The 17,618-nt window shown below is 57.1% G+C and carries 14 protein-coding genes and 1 tRNA gene; 7 read left to right on the top strand and 8 right to left on the bottom strand.

The annotated features are described in order from the left end of the window. Positions 1-20: 20 nt before the first annotated feature. A tRNA-Ile gene (locus K5845_RS07700) sits at positions 21-96 on the bottom strand. Positions 97-215: 119 nt separating this feature from the next. Between K5845_RS07700 and K5845_RS07695 the strand changes: the two genes are divergently transcribed. Further along, positions 216-932, top strand: coding sequence for an SIMPL domain-containing protein (locus tag K5845_RS07695; RefSeq protein WP_287958731.1), 717 nt, complete (start codon positions 216-218; stop codon positions 930-932). A gap of 64 nt (positions 933-996) precedes the next feature. Here the strand turns inward: K5845_RS07695 and K5845_RS07690 are convergent, their stop codons facing one another. From K5845_RS07690 to K5845_RS07675, 4 genes are read right to left on the bottom strand one after another with little or no spacing between them, the layout of a single operon-like run. Further along, positions 997-1,905: a carbon-nitrogen hydrolase family protein gene (locus tag K5845_RS07690; RefSeq protein WP_046478639.1), complete on the bottom strand. Its 909-nt coding sequence runs from the start codon at positions 1,903-1,905 to the stop codon at positions 997-999. Then, a complete protein-coding gene (locus K5845_RS07685; protein ID WP_287958730.1) occupies positions 1,902-2,495 on the bottom strand; it encodes a GNAT family N-acetyltransferase in 594 nt (197 codons plus the stop codon). The genes K5845_RS07690 and K5845_RS07685 overlap by 4 nt, the downstream gene beginning before the upstream one ends. Continuing rightward, on the bottom strand, positions 2,492-2,851 hold the full coding sequence (gene panD, locus K5845_RS07680; protein WP_046478637.1) for an aspartate 1-decarboxylase: 360 nt from the start codon (positions 2,849-2,851) through the stop codon (positions 2,492-2,494). Before panD ends, K5845_RS07685 begins: the two co-directional genes overlap by 4 nt. 37 nt (positions 2,852-2,888) lie before the next feature. Beyond that, on the bottom strand, positions 2,889-3,323 hold the full coding sequence (locus tag K5845_RS07675) for a ketosteroid isomerase-related protein (protein ID WP_046478636.1): 435 nt from the start codon (positions 3,321-3,323) through the stop codon (positions 2,889-2,891). 151 nt (positions 3,324-3,474) lie between these two features. On the opposite strand from K5845_RS07675, the gene trhO reads away from it, so the two are divergent. Both trhO and K5845_RS07665 read left to right on the top strand, forming a co-directional pair. Then, positions 3,475-4,449, top strand: a complete 975-nt coding sequence (trhO, locus tag K5845_RS07670) for an oxygen-dependent tRNA uridine(34) hydroxylase TrhO (RefSeq protein WP_502814127.1) — start codon at positions 3,475-3,477, stop codon at positions 4,447-4,449. A 192-nt stretch (positions 4,450-4,641) separates the two neighbouring features. After that, the gene (locus tag K5845_RS07665; RefSeq protein WP_287958728.1) at positions 4,642-5,607 is read left to right on the top strand and encodes a cupin-like domain-containing protein; all 966 of its coding nucleotides are present in this window, start codon (positions 4,642-4,644) and stop codon (positions 5,605-5,607) included. An 85-nt stretch (positions 5,608-5,692) separates the two neighbouring features. On the opposite strand, the gene rpoD is transcribed toward K5845_RS07665, so the two are convergent. The 3 genes from rpoD to K5845_RS07650 all read right to left on the bottom strand — a co-directional run bounded on the left by rpoD (position 5,693) and on the right by K5845_RS07650 (position 10,633). After that, positions 5,693-7,678 (bottom strand): RNA polymerase sigma factor RpoD, encoded by a 1,986-nt coding sequence (rpoD, locus tag K5845_RS07660; RefSeq protein ID WP_046478634.1) that lies wholly within the window; start codon positions 7,676-7,678, stop codon positions 5,693-5,695. Positions 7,679-7,929: 251 nt separating this feature from the next. Next, positions 7,930-9,864 (bottom strand): DNA primase, encoded by a 1,935-nt coding sequence (dnaG, locus tag K5845_RS07655; protein ID WP_287958727.1) that lies wholly within the window; start codon positions 9,862-9,864, stop codon positions 7,930-7,932. 301 nt (positions 9,865-10,165) lie between these two features. After that, positions 10,166-10,633, bottom strand: a complete 468-nt coding sequence (locus K5845_RS07650; RefSeq protein WP_046478632.1) for a GatB/YqeY domain-containing protein — start codon at positions 10,631-10,633, stop codon at positions 10,166-10,168. A gap of 449 nt (positions 10,634-11,082) precedes the next feature. On the opposite strand from K5845_RS07650, the gene carA reads away from it, so the two are divergent. The 4 genes from carA (at position 11,083) to carB (ending at position 17,565) form a co-directional block, all read left to right on the top strand. Next, entirely contained in the window at positions 11,083-12,255 is a 1,173-nt protein-coding gene (gene carA, locus K5845_RS07645) for a glutamine-hydrolyzing carbamoyl-phosphate synthase small subunit (protein WP_353736537.1), read from the top strand. Positions 12,256-12,269: 14 nt separating this feature from the next. Continuing rightward, a complete protein-coding gene (locus tag K5845_RS07640; protein WP_287958725.1) occupies positions 12,270-13,385 on the top strand; it encodes a ChaN family lipoprotein in 1,116 nt (371 codons plus the stop codon). A 98-nt stretch (positions 13,386-13,483) separates the two neighbouring features. Next, complete coding sequence (locus tag K5845_RS07635) at positions 13,484-14,101, top strand: hypothetical protein (protein WP_287958724.1); 618 nt, start codon at positions 13,484-13,486, stop codon at positions 14,099-14,101. A gap of 182 nt (positions 14,102-14,283) precedes the next feature. Continuing rightward, the gene (gene carB, locus K5845_RS07630; protein WP_287958723.1) at positions 14,284-17,565 is read left to right on the top strand and encodes a carbamoyl-phosphate synthase large subunit; all 3,282 of its coding nucleotides are present in this window, start codon (positions 14,284-14,286) and stop codon (positions 17,563-17,565) included. The last annotated feature ends 53 nt before the right edge of the window (positions 17,566-17,618 follow it).

Raw genomic sequence — 17,618 nt, 5'->3', positions numbered from 1 at the left:
GCCCAAAGGCAGGCAGCGCGTGGTGGGCCCGGCAGGATTCGAACCTGCAACCAGACGGTTATGAGCCGCCCGCTCTAACCGTTGAGCTACGGGCCCCTCCATTACGCCGAAAGCGGGTTCTTAGCAGACTTGCGCGTAGCGCTAAATGCCTCTTGAGCCCTCTTTTTGTGCCAATCGTCGTTATTATTCATTCGACGACAATAATCGAGGACAACATGACCCTGTCACAGCGCCAAATTGCCACTTTTGCAGCCGCCGTCCTGTTCTTCGGCATGACTGCCATTTCCCCATCCAAGGCCGACGATATGAAACGCACTGTCACTGTCTCAGCCTCCGCCTCGGTTGAGGTCGATCCTGACGCCGCCAGCATCACGAGCGGTGTCGTCAGCGAAGCTGCCACCGCCCGGGAGGCGCTCGATGCGAACACGAAGAGCATGAGCAACCTGATTGACGGGCTGAAGGCTGCTGGCATCACTGACAAAGACATCCAGACATCCAACTTCAGCATACATCCACGTCACGAGCATAACCCCAAGGATGGTGGGCCTCCCAAACTTGTCGGCTACAGCGTCAACAACTCCGTCAACGTACTCGTCCGTGACCTGCCTAAGCTCGGTGAAATCCTGGACCTTATGGTTTCTCTCGGCGCCAATCAGATGCAGGGGATGAACTTTATCGTCACCAACGCAGAGACGTTGAAGGATGACGCCCGTCGCGAGGCTATCGCAAACGCGCAACGTCGCGCCAAGCTCTATGCCACGGCCGCCGGAGCCAAAGTCGGGGACGTCGTCCGCATTTCCGAAGACGTCTCCTCAGAAGAGGGCGGACCGCGCCCGATGTTCCGCGCCGCAAAGATGGCCTCAGCCGTTCCTGTCGCGCCAGGCCAGGAAACTCTGGAAGCACGCGTTACGGTGACGTGGGAACTCGACTGAAAGAACTGAGAAGGTCCGAAGCGATGTTGCGGGTTGAATTGGACCGCGACATCGCTATCGCAACTTAAATGAGGCTGATGACTTCCGCGGAGCTGCCATTGTCCTCAGCCCCGGGCTGCAGGGCCCAGTCTGTGAAATTACGCATCTCCCCGGCTGACCGTAGCCGGCGAAGACCTTCAAAGTCGATCGTCGCGGACACCCAACCCGGAGAATTCAAGCCGCCCTCCGCCAACGCACCACTATCCGACACCCCATGTTCGGAAGGCACGAAAATACCAGCCGCACCATTGTTGCGATCGACCGCAGGAGACCACGGCGCGTCACCAATCGTCGGGCTCGTCACACAGGCAATCTGATTTTCCAACGCGCGGGCAAGCGCGCCCGTACGGACCCGATGATAGCCCGAAACGAATTCCGTACAGGAAGGAACAAGCAACAACTCAGCGCCGGCGGCGGCCATAGACCGCGCAATGAGCGGAAATTCACTGTCGTAACAAATCACGATGCCGACTCGCCCCAACGAAGTCTCAAACACACGAGCAGGACCACCCGAAGAGATGCCCCAATCGCGTTCGAACGGCGTCATCATGAGCTTCGTCTGTTCGCCAATATTGCCGTCCGGCGTCACCAACTGAGCGGCATTGAGATAGCGCTCATCTGAGCCTATGACGGGGCCGCTGCCAACAAGGATATGAACGCCATGTTCTTTTGCGAGCGCTGCGTGGAAGGCAACTCGCTCGCCGGCCATCTCCGCGACGGCAGCAAGGCTACGCCGCAAATCGCTAGCGACTTCAATCCCGTGAATGGCGGCCTGCTCCATCGCCGCATATTCAGGGAACAACAACAACTCAGCGCCGCTGTTGGCGCCATCCGCCACCCACTCTGCAACCTTGTCTTGCCATTCGAACAAGCTCTTGGGCTCGCCAATCGGATATTGCGCCGAGGCGACGGTCAGCGTTTTACGGAATGTCATGTCAGCGCCTTCACCCAAAATTGCATCGGCTTTGAGGTCTCCTCGTCCTCGCCGATATCCTTCCAGGAATAGTGCGCTACGAGCCCTTCTACCGGGGCATAGCCGCGCTTACGCCAGAACGCATCGAGCGGCACATACCCAGGCTCTTTCAACGGATGATTATCGGGACGCACGACACGGCAAAACGTCGAGATATCGAAGCCACCAAGTTTCCTCGCGTGCTCTTCACGGCCATCGAAAAATGCATGCCCAAGACCGTGCCCGCGGTACTCTTTCAGCAGCACTGACTCTCCGCAGTAAAACACTTTCGAAATATCGTACCCTGCGGACTCGAAGGGCTCAATGAACTCAGCATCGGTCTCGACCATGGGCGAGGCCGTGGACGCCCCGACCACTTTGTCGCCGTCACGGGCAACAATGCAGACCGCGCCACGACCCGCGGCGAACTTGGCCAGATACTCTTCCTCATAGGCCTCTGAGCCCTCGTAAAGATAAGGCCAAGCCCGGAATACGGCGATCCGCAAGCGCGCCAGATCCGGCAGTACTGATTTCAACTGATCGCCGGTCAGAGAATCGACAGTCAGGTTCATATCCGCAGCTTCTGTGGTCTATTGTTGGCATCGCATATAACAACGGTCGGCTGCCAGTTGCGGGCTTCACGTTCTTCCATTTGAGCGTAAGCACAGATGATGAGCTTGTCGCCCACACAAACGAGGCGCGCGGCCGCACCGTTCAGACCGATGACACCGGAACCCGGAGCGCCTTCAATGACGTAGGTGGCAAAGCGATTGCCGTTATCGATGTCATAGATCTCCACGCGCTCGTTGAGCAAAAGCCCGGCCGCTGCAATCAACTCTGGATCGATCGAGATCGATCCTTCGTAGTTGAGGTCGCATTCCGTAACGGTGGCGCGATGCAGTTTGCATTTCAGCATCGTAACGAGCATAGGCAGGCTCCGTGATGGCGAGGCTCTGGCTGGAACGTCAGCCGGCAACCTGCGCGATCCAATCTGTGAGGTTGTAATACGTCGTAACGCGCGCGATTTTCCCCGCCCGCACTTCAAAAAAAGTCCCCGCCGGCAACCGGTAGGTTTGACCCTTGGCCTCTGGCAGACCCTGGTCAGTATTGAGATAGGTGCCAACGACGTTAAATTCAGCCGCGGCCCGGGTACCATCGCGTCCGACCATGACAGCGACGTCTTCGAGCTGCTCGCGATAGTGATGCGCCATACGCGCGTTGAATGCGGCAAACTTCTCTTTACCTTGACGCCGCTCGCCCTGGTTAACGTCGTGAATGACGTCATCCGTCAGGAACGAAAGCATCGTGTCAGAATCACCGGCATTAAACGCGTCATAGTAGCGGCGGATCAAAGCAGCCGTCTCTTGGCGAGCGGCGGATTGCGCTGCATTGTCGCTCATCGGCGATTGTTCTCCCATGCGATATGCTGAAAATCGAAACTCTGCTTAGCAGCCACGCTCGTCCTGGCCAAGTCATGAAGCGCCGCAGTTATCCGGCGAAGTAAAGACGGCGATCTTGCACACAGTGCCACCACGCGCTACCTGCAGACGCATGAGAACAGAAATCGAACCTGGGGATCACGACGTGGCCCAACCAGCAAGCGGAATCACCGTCGCCGCCCTATACAAGTTTACCGCAATCGAAGATTGCTCCGCACTCCGCGATCAGCTGTTCGCCCTGTGCGAGCGCGAGGCGATACGGGGCACCCTGCTTGTTGCATCGGAGGGCCTCAATGGAACCGTTGCCGGAAGCCGGCAAGCGATAGATCGCCTCTTTTCTGCGATCCGGGCGGTTCCTGGATGCGACGATGTCGAGTGGAAAGAGTCGCCAGCCGCCACACAGCCCTTCAAGCGCATGAAGGTGCGCCTCAAGCGCGAGATCGTGACAATGGGCGTTGAGGGTATCGACCCACGCACGACGGTGGGCACGTATGTCGATCCCGCCGACTGGAACGAGCTGATATCTGATCCGGATACGATCCTGATAGATACCCGCAACGACTATGAAGTCGCGATCGGAACATTCACACGCGCCATCAATCCAATGACCCAATCATTCCGAGAGTTTCCAGAGTGGGTCCGCGAAAATCTTGACGCTGGTAAAAAGCCCAAGGTCGCAATGTTTTGCACCGGCGGAATCCGCTGCGAAAAGGCCACCGCTTTGCTCAAACAGCAAGGCTTCGAGGAGGTCTACCATCTCAAAGGCGGCATCCTGAAATACCTGGAGGATGTCCCCGCAGATGAAAGCCTCTGGAAGGGTGAGTGCTTCGTATTCGACGAACGCGTCTCCCTTCGCCACGAATTAAAGGTTGGCTCCTACCAACTGTGCTCCGTCTGCCGGGAACCGATTTCGTCGCCGACCGGCCAGGGTGGAGGTTATGCAACTAAAGAGTGTGAAAAGTGCGCGATTGAGGCTGATCCAGAGCGACTGAATCGCGCAGCGGATCGGCAGCGCCAGATAGATCTCGCAGAAGCTCGCGGTCAGAACCATTTCCAACCAGCACCGTCGAACGCGCGACGCCGATAGCTCGCTTCGCGCTTCCGACACGTATCCTTACACGCCGCAAGACATTCTTAATGCTGGGAGAAATCTGATCCCCGGCAGGCCTCCTATGGTCAGATCATGGCCTCAGCTTTGCTTCCTGAAACGCCACCAGATCAATTCAGCACACCGAGCGCCCTTTATGACGCCTGTGGCCGGCAACAGGAGCAAAAAACCGTGGTTCAACACACCGAGCATCCGCGCAGCGTCACGTTTCCGAACAACGACATGTCCCAATTCGGCAAGGGACTGTCCCATTTTCAACATGACTTCCTTTCGTCCGGACTATTCACGGACGAACGTCTCGCGCGCCTGATCGAACGCTATCCGCGCGAATACTATATGATAACCACGATGACCCAGCAGGGTCAGAAGCCGGAATGGCGCAACGGCGACCTCAACGGGGTGTCGGGAGAGTATGCGCTTGAGGCGATCCGCAACGGACGACTCTGGCTCTGCCTCCGTCGCTTCGACCTGATCGCACCGGAATACGATGACCTCGTCGCGGATGCATTCGCCCAGATCGAAAGCATGAGCCCCGGTCTCACGACCAGCGGACATAAATCGAGCCTTCTGATCTCGTCTCCCGGCGCACGCGTGCTCTACCACGCCGATATTCCGATGGTTTCCCTCTGGCATTTGCGCGGCCGCAAGCGCGTTTGGCTATACGACCCCAACGACAAGACGCACCTTCCCGACGAAGTCCTTGAAGGGATCATGTTGCGCGAAACCGAAGAGGAAATCCCCTACGACCAGTCATGGGATCAGACAGCTCAAAGTATCGTTCTCGAACCAGGGTACGCCTTGAGCTGGCCGCACAATGCCCCTCACCGCGTTGACAATCTCGAAGGGCTCAACGTCTCCATCACGACGGATTACTTCACGCCGGAGACCAAGCGCCGCTATGGCGTTTACTACACCAATGGCCTGATGCGTCGCCGTCTGGGCGTCAAACCCCGGTCGACCTCAGCGAACGGTATCGGGGCCTATGCGAAATGCGCGGCGGCTCTGGCGGCAAAGAAAGTCGGCGTCAAGGCTGCAACCGAGCGCAGCATGATGCAGACATTCAAACTGAACAAAGAAATGCCCGGCGCGCTCATCGATTTGAGCCCTGCAGAACAGCAAGCCATTACTCAATACTGACGACCAAGATCACTGCCCCCGGAAAGAAATAGGACCGCATTGCGCGGTCCTATTTTTGTTTTGGAGATCGTTGGGTGATGCACGATCAATTGTCGAGGAAGCTACGCAGTTTCCTTGAACGGCTCGGATGCTTCAGCTTACGCAGAGCCTTGGCTTCAATCTGCCGAATGCGCTCACGCGTAACCGAGAACTGCTGACCAACCTCTTCCAGCGTGTGATCAGTGTTCATACCGATACCAAAGCGCATACGCAGAACGCGCTCTTCACGCGGCGTGAGTGATGCAAGCACCCGTGTTGTGGTCTCACGTAGGTTCGACTGAATCGCAGCATCGATTGGCAACACCGCATTGCGATCTTCGATGAAGTCGCCGAGGTGCGAATCTTCTTCGTCGCCAATTGGCGTTTCAAGCGAGATCGGCTCCTTCGCGATCTTGAGAACCTTACGTACCTTCTCAAGTGGCATCGCGAGCTTCTCAGCCAGCTCTTCCGGTGTCGGTTCCCGACCGATTTCGTGCAACATCTGACGCGATGTACGAACGATCTTGTTGATCGTCTCGATCATGTGCACCGGAATACGGATCGTACGAGCTTGGTCCGCGATAGACCGCGTGATCGCCTGCCGGATCCACCACGTCGCGTAAGTCGAGAATTTGTAACCGCGGCGATATTCAAACTTATCGACCGCCTTCATCAAACCGATGTTGCCCTCCTGGATGAGATCGAGGAACTGCAAGCCACGGTTCGTATATTTCTTCGCAATTGAGATCACGAGCCGGAGGTTCGCCTCGACCATTTCCTTCTTGGCTTGGCGGGCTTCCCGTTCGCCCTTCTGCACCGCCTTTACGATGCGCCGAAACTCTGGAATCTCAAGGCCGGTTTCACTCGCCAGCTCGTGAATATCACCGCGTATCACGTCGATCTGGGCACGTTCATTATTGATAAAGTTCGCCCACTTCTTGCCCTGCTGCGCCATGCGGTCGAGCCAAGTCTGGTCGAGTTCGTTACCGAAGTACTCGCCAATAAAGGCCTGCCGTGAAACACCGCAGGAATCGGCGAGCCGCATCAGACGCCCCTCGAAACCAACAAGCCGCTTGTTGATGGCGTACAGCTGCTCAACGAGGCTTTCGATACGGTTGTTATTGAGCGAAAGGCTTTTGACGTCCGTGATGATCTCATCGCGGAGCTTGTCGTAGGCGCGCTGCTGCTGGCTGGAGGCTTGATCACCCGCCACCTGCTGCTCAAGCATCCGATCTTGTTGTTTACGAAGCTTTTTGTAGTTGGACGCAATACGCTCGAAGGTTTCCAGAACCTTAGGCTTCAGTTCGGCTTCCATCGCCGCGAGAGACATGGAGTTCTCGAAGTCCTCCTCGTCTTCTTCGCTCTCGGCTCCTTCAGCGTTCGCTTCGCCTTCGGTTTCTCCACCTTCTTCGGTAGAGCCGTTCGCACTTTCGGCCTCGCCGGCCTCCTTGGCTTCCGGACCTTCGTACGTCGCTTCGAGGTCGATGATGTCGCGCAGGAGAATGCGCCCGTCATTCAACTCGTCATGCCAGATGATGATGGCCTGGAACGTCAGCGGGCTTTCGCAAAGCCCTGCGATCATTGCCTCGCGACCGGCCTCGATGCGTTTCGCGATAGCAATTTCGCCTTCGCGCGAAAGCAGTTCGACCGATCCCATTTCCCGCAGATACATGCGGACGGGATCATCTGTACGCTCGCTAGGTTCAGACTTCGTCTCAGCCCGCGCCGGTACGGCCTGCGTGGTCAGCGCGCGGCTTTCCTCTTCGTCCTCGCCTTCAGATTGCTCTTCACCCTCGCGCTCTTCGGTATCGTCGGACTCGACGACGTTGATGCCCATATCCGCGAGCATCGCGTAAAGGTCTTCGATCTGGTCTGAGGAAACCTCCTCAGACGGCAGAACGGTATTCAGCTCTTCATATGTAACATAACCGCGTGCCTTACCCGCTTTGATGAAGCGCTTGACCGCCTGGTCGGACATATCGAGAAGCGGGCTGTCGCGCTCGATCTCTGCACTCGACGCGTTCGCCTGATCTTCTTCTTTCACATTCGCCATGGTCGCGATTACCCTAGTTGTGTTGGGCCTCGACGACGTTCAGCCGGCCTCGTCGTTGTTGCCGCCAGCTCACGTACGATCGAATCTCGTGTTGAATCCTCGTTTTGGGTCGGAAGTGGCCAAACGATCCCCGAGTACCACTGACGAAGTGCCGCCTGAATTTCTCGTAGGCTTGCCATCATTCGTCATGCAAGTTCGGTTCCTGTCTTTGCATGGGCGGCCCCTTCGCCCTGAATGTTGACCCACGACTCTCAAGCCTCACTATCCCCCGACTTGACTGGGGAAAGAGCAGGCTCCGCCTCCGTCGACGGTTGCCGCTTGATCTCGCAGATCTGCGCCAATGCTGCGCTGCTGTCTTCTTCGTGCCAAGCCGCACGAAGCGAACTCTGAAGCCCGACTTGGCTCTCATGGAGCGCGAGGGAGTGGCAAAAGCCAGTCTCCACCTCTGCGGCGTCGGCTTCGGGTTCGACAAACTTATCGCACCGGTGCGTAATAGAGCGCTCGACAAGTTCGACGAACTTGTCAAGTCCCAAACAGGTCAAATGAGAACGAAGCTCGTTTCTGTCAAGTGATTTCTCGGTCGCTTGAGCAGATAGAACCCCATCTCTGATCTTCGCCAATCCTTCTGCACTGAACTGAATATCGGCGATTTCCTCGGCGTAATCGGCGACAAGCCACGGATGATTTAACAATGTCCGTACCAGGAGCACTTCTCTCTGCGGGAACCCTCCACCCGCAGCAACCAGCCGGCTTTGCTTCAAACTACTGCTAGCTGCAACGCGGGTTCCTTGTCGAGCAGCCTTACCAGGACGCCCACTACTCCACTTGCCGGCGGCGGCCGGCGCACCGTAAGCAGGTTTCCGCATACTTCCTGACGCATGCGCAGGCTGCGCACCAGCTCCAGGTTGCGGCCTCCAGGCCTTAAACAACCTATCGCGCATATCGCGTTCATAGTGAGAACGCACCGCGTCATCCGTAATTTGAGCGGTCAACTTGCGGATCTGCAACTCCAGGCCCGCCCGTCGTTCCGGCGTTGACCAATCCCCTGCATCCCACTCGCGGGAGAACAGCACATCGGCAAAGCCCCGTGCCCGCGCCATAACGCCTTCAAACCCCTCTCGGCCTGATTGGCGCAACATATCATCCGGGTCAAGGCCATCCGGCATGAACGCGAAAGACAAACTAACTCCAGGCTTCAGATGCGGAAGAGCAGTATCGAGCGCTCGATTCGCCGCTTTGCGCCCAGCGCTGTCGCCGTCGAAGCATAAGATGGGTTCGGGAGCCATCCGCCACAACAGCTGCACCTGTTCTTGCGTCAATGCCGTACCCAACGGCGCGACCGCTTCCTTGACGCCAGCCTGCGCCAAAGCAATCACGTCCATATAGCCTTCGACAACGATGATGCGCGAAGCCTCATGCGCGGCCGGCCTAGCCGCCGCAAGATTGAAAAGAACCCAACCCTTATGAAACAACGGCGTCTCGGGCGAATTGAGATACTTAGCAGGCTGGCCATCATCGAGGGCGCGTCCACCAAATGCGATCACCCGGCTCTTATGATCGGTGATCGGAAACATCACGCGATGGCGAAAACGATCATACGAGGTTGGAATATCCGGCCCGCCGATCAACATTCCCGACGTGATCATCTCACGTTCGGTGAAACCCGCCGCACTTAGATAGGTTTTCAGCCGTGTCCGATCATAAGGCGCATATCCCAAGCGAAACCCGCTGACCGTCGCTTCACTTAGGCCGCGACGAACAAGATAGCCGCTCGCTTCCCGGCCGTCGCGCGTATGCAACTGATCTTCGAAGAACTTCGCCGACGTTTCCAGGAGGCGGTAAAGACGTTCCCGTTCGTCTTCCTGCGCCCGGGATTCGGGATCGCGCGGCGCCGGTTTTGGCAGCGTAACACCCGCTTCTTCCGCCAGACGCTCGACGGCCTCAGGAAACGACAAACCTTCCGTCTTGATCAGAAACGTGAAGATGTCACCATGCTCACCCGAAGCGAAGCAATGGTAGAACCCCTTCTGATCATTCACGAAAAAGGAAGGCGTCTTTTCAGTCTTAAAGGGGGACAAGCCTGCGAATTCACGCCCTTGCTTTTTCAACGCCACCTTGCGCCCAACCACCTGACTGACAGACAGGCGTGAGCGAATCTCATCGAGAATGTGAGGTGGAAAACGCATCAGCGGTATCTCGATCGCAGTTCTCTAACCGTATCGCCCTCAACCTGCCGGGCGAGCCTGCCTGCAGATTTTTGAGCGATCTCGATTTTCCCCTTGATTGAGGCGCGATATCGCCTTCAACCCCGCTTGCAGCGCTCGCGTCATCCGCACCAACGCGCAGATAAGGCTCGAACGCTTCATGAGAGCGCACAAAAAACGACGCTATCCACAGAGATTAGAGCGATTCGTCCTGGGGTAGGCCTGGAGCAAGCAAAGCGCCATGCTCTCTACCCGCTTTCCACAGGAACTTGGTTCAAAGAGGCTACTTCAGTTCCTCTTTGACCATCGCGCTGGCCCGGCCGAAGTCCATTTGACCGGCAAATCGTTCCTTCAGCACACCCATGGTGCGTCCCATGTCCTTCAAGCCGCTGCAGCCCACCTCATCCATAACGGTCTTCACGGCCGCACGCATCTCTGTCTCGTTCATCTGCTGCGGCAGAAACTCTTCGATGATGGGAATCTCGGCTTCTTCCTTCTCGGCCAACTCGATCCGGCCTGCCTGACGGTAGGTGTCGGCCGCTTCGCGGCGCTGCTTAATCATCTTTTGCAGCAATGCGAGTATATCTTGCTCGTCCGCGCGGTCTTTGCCGGTCGTCTGTCCCTTTTCATCGGCACGTGCGGCGATGTCGCGGTCCTTAATTGCCGCGTTTATGAGCCGCAAAGTCGAAACCCTGGCCTTCTCGCCAGATTTCATTGCGTCCTTCATCGCTTGGTTGATGCGTTCGCGCATATCGCCTCCATAACGTAAATTCCACAGCCGGGAGCTGGGCTGCGGGACGCCTATGTGCCGGAACTGTCTGTATCCATGGCCAAAAGTGGCGCCAGTGTCTACCTGAGCCGTTGTGTGCCGATATCGCGCTTTTCGCGGCGGCAAGTCCCGCGTGGTTTAGAGGGCAAGGCCAATACCTGCAAGCACCCTTCACGTATTTAGCCTGTTGTCGAAAAAAGTCGCATAGAACGTCGGGGAGTATGGAAACTTGAGCTAGGCTCTCTTGACTTCCCGCCACCAGCCGATAAGCACACAACCTTAATGATATTTCCGGTTACTGGAACGAGCGGCAGGGCTGTATCTGCCCGCCGAACGCCTTATATCGGGCCCGCGGCAATGCAACATCGGGACAGTTCGAGTTGACTTCAACCCCCTTCAAAGACGCTCCGGCCTCATGGGATGACGAACCCTTGACGGCACGCCTTGTTTTGGCGGACGGCACAGTCATTTCAGGTCAAGGACTGGGCGCCACCGGCTCTGCAATCGGTGAAGTCTGCTTCAACACGGCGATGACCGGCTATCAGGAAATTCTGACTGATCCCTCCTATGCCGGCCAGATCATCACATTCACATTTCCGCACATTGGCAACGTCGGCGTTAATGACGAAGACGGCGAAACCTCCAATCTCGCTGCTACGTCCGCCGTCCGTGGCTGTGTACTGCGCGCACCAATCAGTGATCCCTCCAACTACCGTGCGACGGCCCACCTCGATCAATGGTTGAAGGCACGCAACATTATTGCGATCGGCGGCATAGATACCCGGGCTTTGACCGCGCTCATTCGCAAGCAGGGCATGCCGAATGCCGTCATCGCACACGAACCCTCCGGCAAATTCGATATCGAGAAGATGGCCGCCGATGCTGCGGCATGGCCAGGGCTTGATGGCATGGATCTCGTGCCGGACGTTACCACCGGACAATCCTATACGTGGGATGAGATGCGCTGGCGCTGGAATGTCGGATACGAGCGGCAGGAGAATCCCGAATTCCACGTGGTCGCTATTGATTATGGCCTTAAACGCAACATTTTGCGTTGCCTGGCCAGTGCCGGATGCCGTGTTACAGTTCTGCCCGCCACAGCAACGGCCACCGACGTTCTTGAACGCCAGCCCGACGGCATCTTTCTATCCAACGGCCCAGGCGATCCGGCCGCCACAGGCACTTATGCGGTGCCAGAGATCAAGAAGTTGATCGATACGGGGTTGCCGATGTTCGGCATCTGCCTCGGTCATCAGATGCTGTCTTTAGCCCTCGGAGCTAAAACCAGAAAGATGCACCAGGGGCATCACGGCGCCAATCACCCAGTCAAGGACCACACGACGGGAAAAGTCGAAATTACATCCATGAATCATGGGTTTACGGTTGATCGCGAGAGTCTCCCAGACGGCGTAAAGGAAACCCACCGATCGCTCTTCGACGGCAGCAATTGCGGGATCACGTTGGAAGGTAAGCCGGTTTTCTCCGTACAATACCATCCAGAAGCTTCTCCCGGCCCACAGGATAGCCACTACCTTTTCACGCGGTTTATGGAACTCATCCGGGAGCATAAGCGCTCGATGCCTGCGGGATCGGTGGCACGGTGAAGACACTTTTCTCGATGCTACGGCGCCCAGTCGCTACGTTCGTCGCGCTCATCTTGATACTGATGCTCGTGAACGTATCGGCTCCGCGAGCCGACAATCGAGATGTCCCCTCCCCTCCAACGGACTGGGTTTCCACACTCGACCGTGATCACCCGCTCGTTGGGAAAATCTACGCGACAGCCTCGAACACCGTTGTCTCGGCACAAGATATGGGCCGCGCGCTGGCACTCGCACGCTTCGTGCTGCTCGGCGAAATTCACGACAATCCAGATCACCATTTGTGGCAAGCCTGGGCCATCCGGGCGGTCTCTAAACTGCGCGGCGCCCGCATCGTTGAGGGGCAACCGCAGATCGACATCATCGCCATGGAAATGATCCGTGCCGATCAATATGCGGCTCTCGATAGGTTCTATGGCCGCGATGTAGAAGTTCCACGCCCTCGCCCCCCAAAGGCGCTTGCCCGTTTTCTTGAATGGGACAAGTCAGGCTGGCCGGATTTCAAGATATACGAACCAATTATATCCCAGGCGCTCTACGAACAGCTCGTGATCGTACCAGCAAGCCCGTCGAAGGAGCTGAGCCGCAAGGTCTCCAAGGACTGGGACAACGCTCTTTCACAAGGCGAGATTAAGCGATTGGGCCTCGATATCGCGTTCTCAAGTGATCTGGAAAATGCACTCACAGTGGAAATCGGAAAAAGTCACTGTGGGCTGATTCCGGAGGCTGCGTTCCCCGCCATGGCCCGCGTCCAACGCTTCCGCGATGCCACCATGGCGGACGCCATGCTATCAGTCGGCCCCTACAAGGGAGCCATACTCATCGCAGGCAACGGCCATGTTCGACGCGACCGCGGAGTTCCTTTTTTCCTCATGGCACGAGGCGTCACCCCGAAGCAGATCGTCAGCATTGCACATGTGGAGGTCCGCCCTGGCGAAACGAACCCAGCAGCATACGTTGACAGTACGCCTGAAGGGAAACCTGCGGTTGATTACGTCGTTTTTACACCGCGCACTGACAGGCCCGACCCGTGCGAGAAGATGCGAAAAGATATGAGCAAAGGTGCTCCAACCCCTTCAACGGATAGGAAATCTGAACCGGCGCGGAATAGAGCCACAGATGTGAAGCCGTAGTTGATCGTTTAAAGGATGATGAAATCGGTAGGCTTGCCTGCTCCCTCGCCCTTGGATTTAAAGATTGCAGCCCGACGGTTCCCAACGGAGTTAATATTATGCGCCGATTGCTCGCCCTCACGCTTGTTGCTCTATCACTTCCGCTGGCCACCGCACATGCCGCTACATGCAACGAAGAAGTCGATGCGGCTTTTGCCAAACAACGCGAAGCTGGCTCGTTCCGCATGATTTCGAACCTGATTAACGAACGCGGTCTCGTGCAAATGACCGTCGACTACGTTCTGCCCAATAAGCTGCATCAGACCGCGAAATCGCTCACGGACCCAAAGCCGAGCGAAATTATTCTGATCGGCAATCAGGCCTGGTCCAATAACGGAGAAGGCTGGAAAGTCATGCCGGACGATTTTGCAGAGGAACTCCACGAGCAAATGAGGCAAACCGTCGTTGATCCGCCTAAGGATCCGCTAAGCTACAAATGCGGTGTAGACGCGGAACTAGACGGCCGCCCAATGAAGCTCTACGTAGGCACCGAACCTGAGAAGAATGGCAACCATGCTGAAGGGCTACCGGTACGCCGGCTTTACGTCGATCCTGAAACAGGTCGCCCGGTTCGCAACGAGGTCGCGCCTGTCGGCAAACCCGAGCGCCCATTCTTCACGGCGAAGTACACTTATCCGGACTCGATCAAGATTGAGCCCCCGGCCACCAGCAATTAGAGCGCGGATCTCTCCCGCACGACAACATAGGCAGCAGCTGTCGGTTGCTGCCTGAAAACAACGACGACCACAATCTTTACTCTACATTCTCAAAATCGCCCGCTTCGCGGCCGACCGCGACAAACCATGCGCAAGCGCCCTATAGCCAAAGAGCTTGCCCTGCAATAGAAGACGCCCCCGATATGCCGAAACGCTCAGACATCAAGTCCATCCTCATCATCGGCGCGGGGCCCATTGTTATTGGGCAAGCCTGCGAGTTCGACTATTCCGGCACTCAGGCCTGTAAAGCGCTGAAGGCCGAAGGATATCGGATCATCCTGGTCAACTCGAACCCAGCCACGATCATGACCGATCCCGATCTGGCCGACGCGACATACATCGAGCCGATTACACCCGATGTCGTCGCCAAGATCATCGAGATCGAACGCCCCGACGCAATCCTCCCGACAATGGGAGGCCAGACCGCGCTCAACACAGCCCTAACTCTCTTCAAGCAGGGTCGGCTCGCTGCACTGAACGTTGAGCTGATCGGCGCGAATGCGGAGGCCATAGACAAGGCCGAGGACCGTCAGCTGTTTCGCGAGGCTATGGGGAAAATCGGCTTGGAAACGCCACGTTCCCAACTGGCGCACAATCGCGACGAAGCCTCAGCCGCACTGGAATTCGTTGGCCTGCCAGCCATTATCCGGCCTTCGTTCACGCTGGGCGGCACAGGCGGCGGAATAGCATACAATCGCGAAGAGTTCTTTGAGATCATTGAGCGCGGCTTGGATGCTTCGCCCACCAGCCAAGTGCTCGTTGAAGAAAGCGTTCTCGGCTGGAAAGAATATGAGATGGAGGTTGTTCGCGACACCGCTGACAACTGCATCATCATTTGCTCGATCGAGAACATCGACCCAATGGGCGTACACACTGGCGACTCCATTACTGTCGCACCGGCGCTGACCCTCACTGACAAAGAATATCAGATCATGCGCAACGCCTCCATCGCGGTGCTGCGCGAGATCGGCGTTGAAACCGGCGGGTCTAACGTCCAGTTCGCCGTAAACCCTCAAGACGGCCGTCTTGTCGTCATTGAGATGAACCCACGCGTGTCTCGCTCCTCTGCGTTGGCTTCCAAAGCAACAGGCTTCCCGATCGCAAAGATCGCGGCGAAGCTTGCAGTTGGATACACGCTCGATGAATTGGAAAACGACATCACAGCGGGAGCCACACCCGCCTCGTTCGAACCTACGATCGATTATGTCGTCACCAAAATTCCCCGCTTCGCGTTCGAAAAATTCGCGGGCGCCGACTCCACACTGACCACATCGATGAAGTCCGTCGGCGAAGTCATGGCGATTGGTCGTACATTCGCCGAGAGCCTGCAAAAAGCGCTCCGCTCGATGGAGACAGGCCTGCAGGGACTCGACGATATCGAGTTTGAGGGTCTTGGCCAGGGTGACGACAAGAATGTCATCCGTGCTGCCGTCTCCAGACCAACACCTGACCGCCTCTTGAAGGTCGCCCAAGCCCTACGGCTTGGCCTCGATCACGAGCAGGTCCACGCGTTCTGCAAGATCGATCCTTGGTTCCTGGCGCGTTTGCAGGAAATCATCGACATGGAAGCGCGCGTCAAAGCCCATGGCCTGCCGAAATCCGCACGCCAAATGCGGGTGCTCAAAGCAATGGGTTTCTCAGACGGACGGTTGGCAACGCTCGCGAAGATGTCAGAAGCTGACGTTACAACCCTGCGCGTGTCGCTCGGTGTAACGCCGGTTTACAAGCGCATCGACACATGCGCCGCAGAGTTCGCATCTCCGACCGCTTACATGTACTCCACTTACGAGTCCGGCTTGGTGGATGAACCCGCTTGCGAAGCCCAGCCCAGCGATCGCGAAAAGATCATTATCCTCGGCGGCGGTCCGAACCGGATCGGCCAGGGTATCGAGTTCGACTACTGCTGCTGCCATGCTTGTTTCGCCCTAACGGATGCGGGCTATGAAACCATCATGGTCAATTGCAACCCGGAAACGGTTTCAACCGATTACGACACGTCCGACCGCCTCTACTTCGAACCGCTGACGGCGGAGGACGTGCTTGAAATCGTCCGTACCGAATCCAAGAATGGCAAGCTTAAGGGCGTCATCGTTCAGTTCGGTGGTCAGACGCCGCTGAAGCTCGCCGCTGCGCTCGAAGAGGCCGGCGTCCCGATCCTTGGCACGTCGCCCGATGCCATTGACCTTGCGGAAGACCGCGACCGCTTTAAGGAACTGATCGAGAAACTGGGCCTCAAGCAACCCGCCAGCGGCATTGCACGAACACCCGGCGAAGCACGCGCCGTCGCCGATCGGATCGGCTATCCAGTCGTCATCCGGCCATCTTACGTGTTGGGTGGACGCGCCATGGAAATCGTCCATGACGGCCATGAGATCGATCGGTACATCACGCGCCTGTCCGCTACCCTGGATCGGCCTTCCGAGCTGATCGTCTCCGACCGCCGCCCGCTACTCATTGACCGCTACCTGTCGGACGCGGTCGAGGTTGACGTGGATTGTCTGTCGGATGGCAAGGACACGTTCATTGCGGGTGTTATGGAGCACATTGAGGAAGCCGGGATCCACTCTGGCGATTCCGCCTGCGCTCTACCACCTCACTCTCTTGACCCGACTATCATCGCCGAAATGGAACGTCAGGCGCAGGACCTGGCAATCGCGCTCAACGTCGTCGGCCTGATGAACATTCAGTTCGCAATCAAGGATGGCGAAGTCTTCATCCTGGAAGTCAATCCGCGGGCTTCGCGCACGGTACCATTCGTCGCGAAGGTCATCGGTCTCCCCATCGCAGCGATTGCGTCACAGATCATGGCGGGTCGTCCGCTGGCCGACTTCAATCTCAAGGCGCCGAAGCTCAATCACATCGCGGTCAAGGAAGCTGTCTTCCCATTCGCGCGCTTCCCCGGTGTTGACCCAATTCTGGGCCCAGAAATGCGCTCGACCGGTGAGGTCATGGGCATTGACACGGACTTTGCCATGGCTTTTTGCAAAAGCCAGATTGGTGGCGGCCAACCGCTACCCCTCGCCGGAACAGTCTTCGCCTCAGTAAAAGAGTCCGACAAGGCTCGTATTGTTGCGCCCTTGGAAGAATTGTCGGCGATGGGCTTCAAAATCCTCGCGACGAGAGGGACGAAGCGTTACTTGGAGGAGCACGGCGTTGCTTGCGAAGTGGTCAATAAAGTCCTCGAAGGACGGCCACATATCGTAGACGCCATGAAAAATGGCGAGGTGCAGCTAGTGTTCAATACAACTGAAGGAGCCAAGGCACTTGCGGATTCTAAGGATATCCGCCGAACAGCCTTGCTTCACCACATTCCATACTATACAACCCTTGCCGGCGCAGTTGCTGTCACCCGCGCAATTAGGGCACTGAAGGGAGACGGTATCAAAGTTGCGCCGTTGCAGAGCTTTACAAGCCGCATAAGTTAGTCCCTCGCAGCCTGAGCGTAATGCTGGGCAGCAACCTCAAAACGCGTACACTG

Origin of the sequence: Filomicrobium sp., assembly GCF_025698805.1 — a bacterium.
GTDB classification, from domain to species: domain Bacteria; phylum Pseudomonadota; class Alphaproteobacteria; order Rhizobiales; family Hyphomicrobiaceae; genus Filomicrobium; species Filomicrobium insigne.
Note: the sequence above shows the minus strand (reverse complement) of the source record. Positions and strands in the feature narration are given on the sequence as shown.

Coding starts and splice junctions, on each gene's coding strand:
- K5845_RS07695 (WP_287958731.1), top strand. CDS start 216: ATGACCCTGTCACAGCGCCAAATTGCCACTTTTGCAGCCGCCGTCCTG.
- K5845_RS07690 (WP_046478639.1), bottom strand. CDS start 1,905: ATGACATTCCGTAAAACGCTGACCGTCGCCTCGGCGCAATATCCGATT.
- K5845_RS07685 (WP_287958730.1), bottom strand. CDS start 2,495: ATGAACCTGACTGTCGATTCTCTGACCGGCGATCAGTTGAAATCAGTA.
- panD (WP_046478637.1), bottom strand. CDS start 2,851: ATGCTCGTTACGATGCTGAAATGCAAACTGCATCGCGCCACCGTTACG.
- K5845_RS07675 (WP_046478636.1), bottom strand. CDS start 3,323: ATGAGCGACAATGCAGCGCAATCCGCCGCTCGCCAAGAGACGGCTGCT.
- trhO (WP_502814127.1), top strand. CDS start 3,475: ATGAGAACAGAAATCGAACCTGGGGATCACGACGTGGCCCAACCAGCA.
- rpoD (WP_046478634.1), bottom strand. CDS start 7,678: ATGGCGAATGTGAAAGAAGAAGATCAGGCGAACGCGTCGAGTGCAGAG.
- dnaG (WP_287958727.1), bottom strand. CDS start 9,864: ATGCGTTTTCCACCTCACATTCTCGATGAGATTCGCTCACGCCTGTCT.
- K5845_RS07650 (WP_046478632.1), bottom strand. CDS start 10,633: ATGCGCGAACGCATCAACCAAGCGATGAAGGACGCAATGAAATCTGGC.
- K5845_RS07640 (WP_287958725.1), top strand. CDS start 12,270: ATGCTACGGCGCCCAGTCGCTACGTTCGTCGCGCTCATCTTGATACTG.
- K5845_RS07635 (WP_287958724.1), top strand. CDS start 13,484: ATGCGCCGATTGCTCGCCCTCACGCTTGTTGCTCTATCACTTCCGCTG.
- carB (WP_287958723.1), top strand. CDS start 14,284: ATGCCGAAACGCTCAGACATCAAGTCCATCCTCATCATCGGCGCGGGG.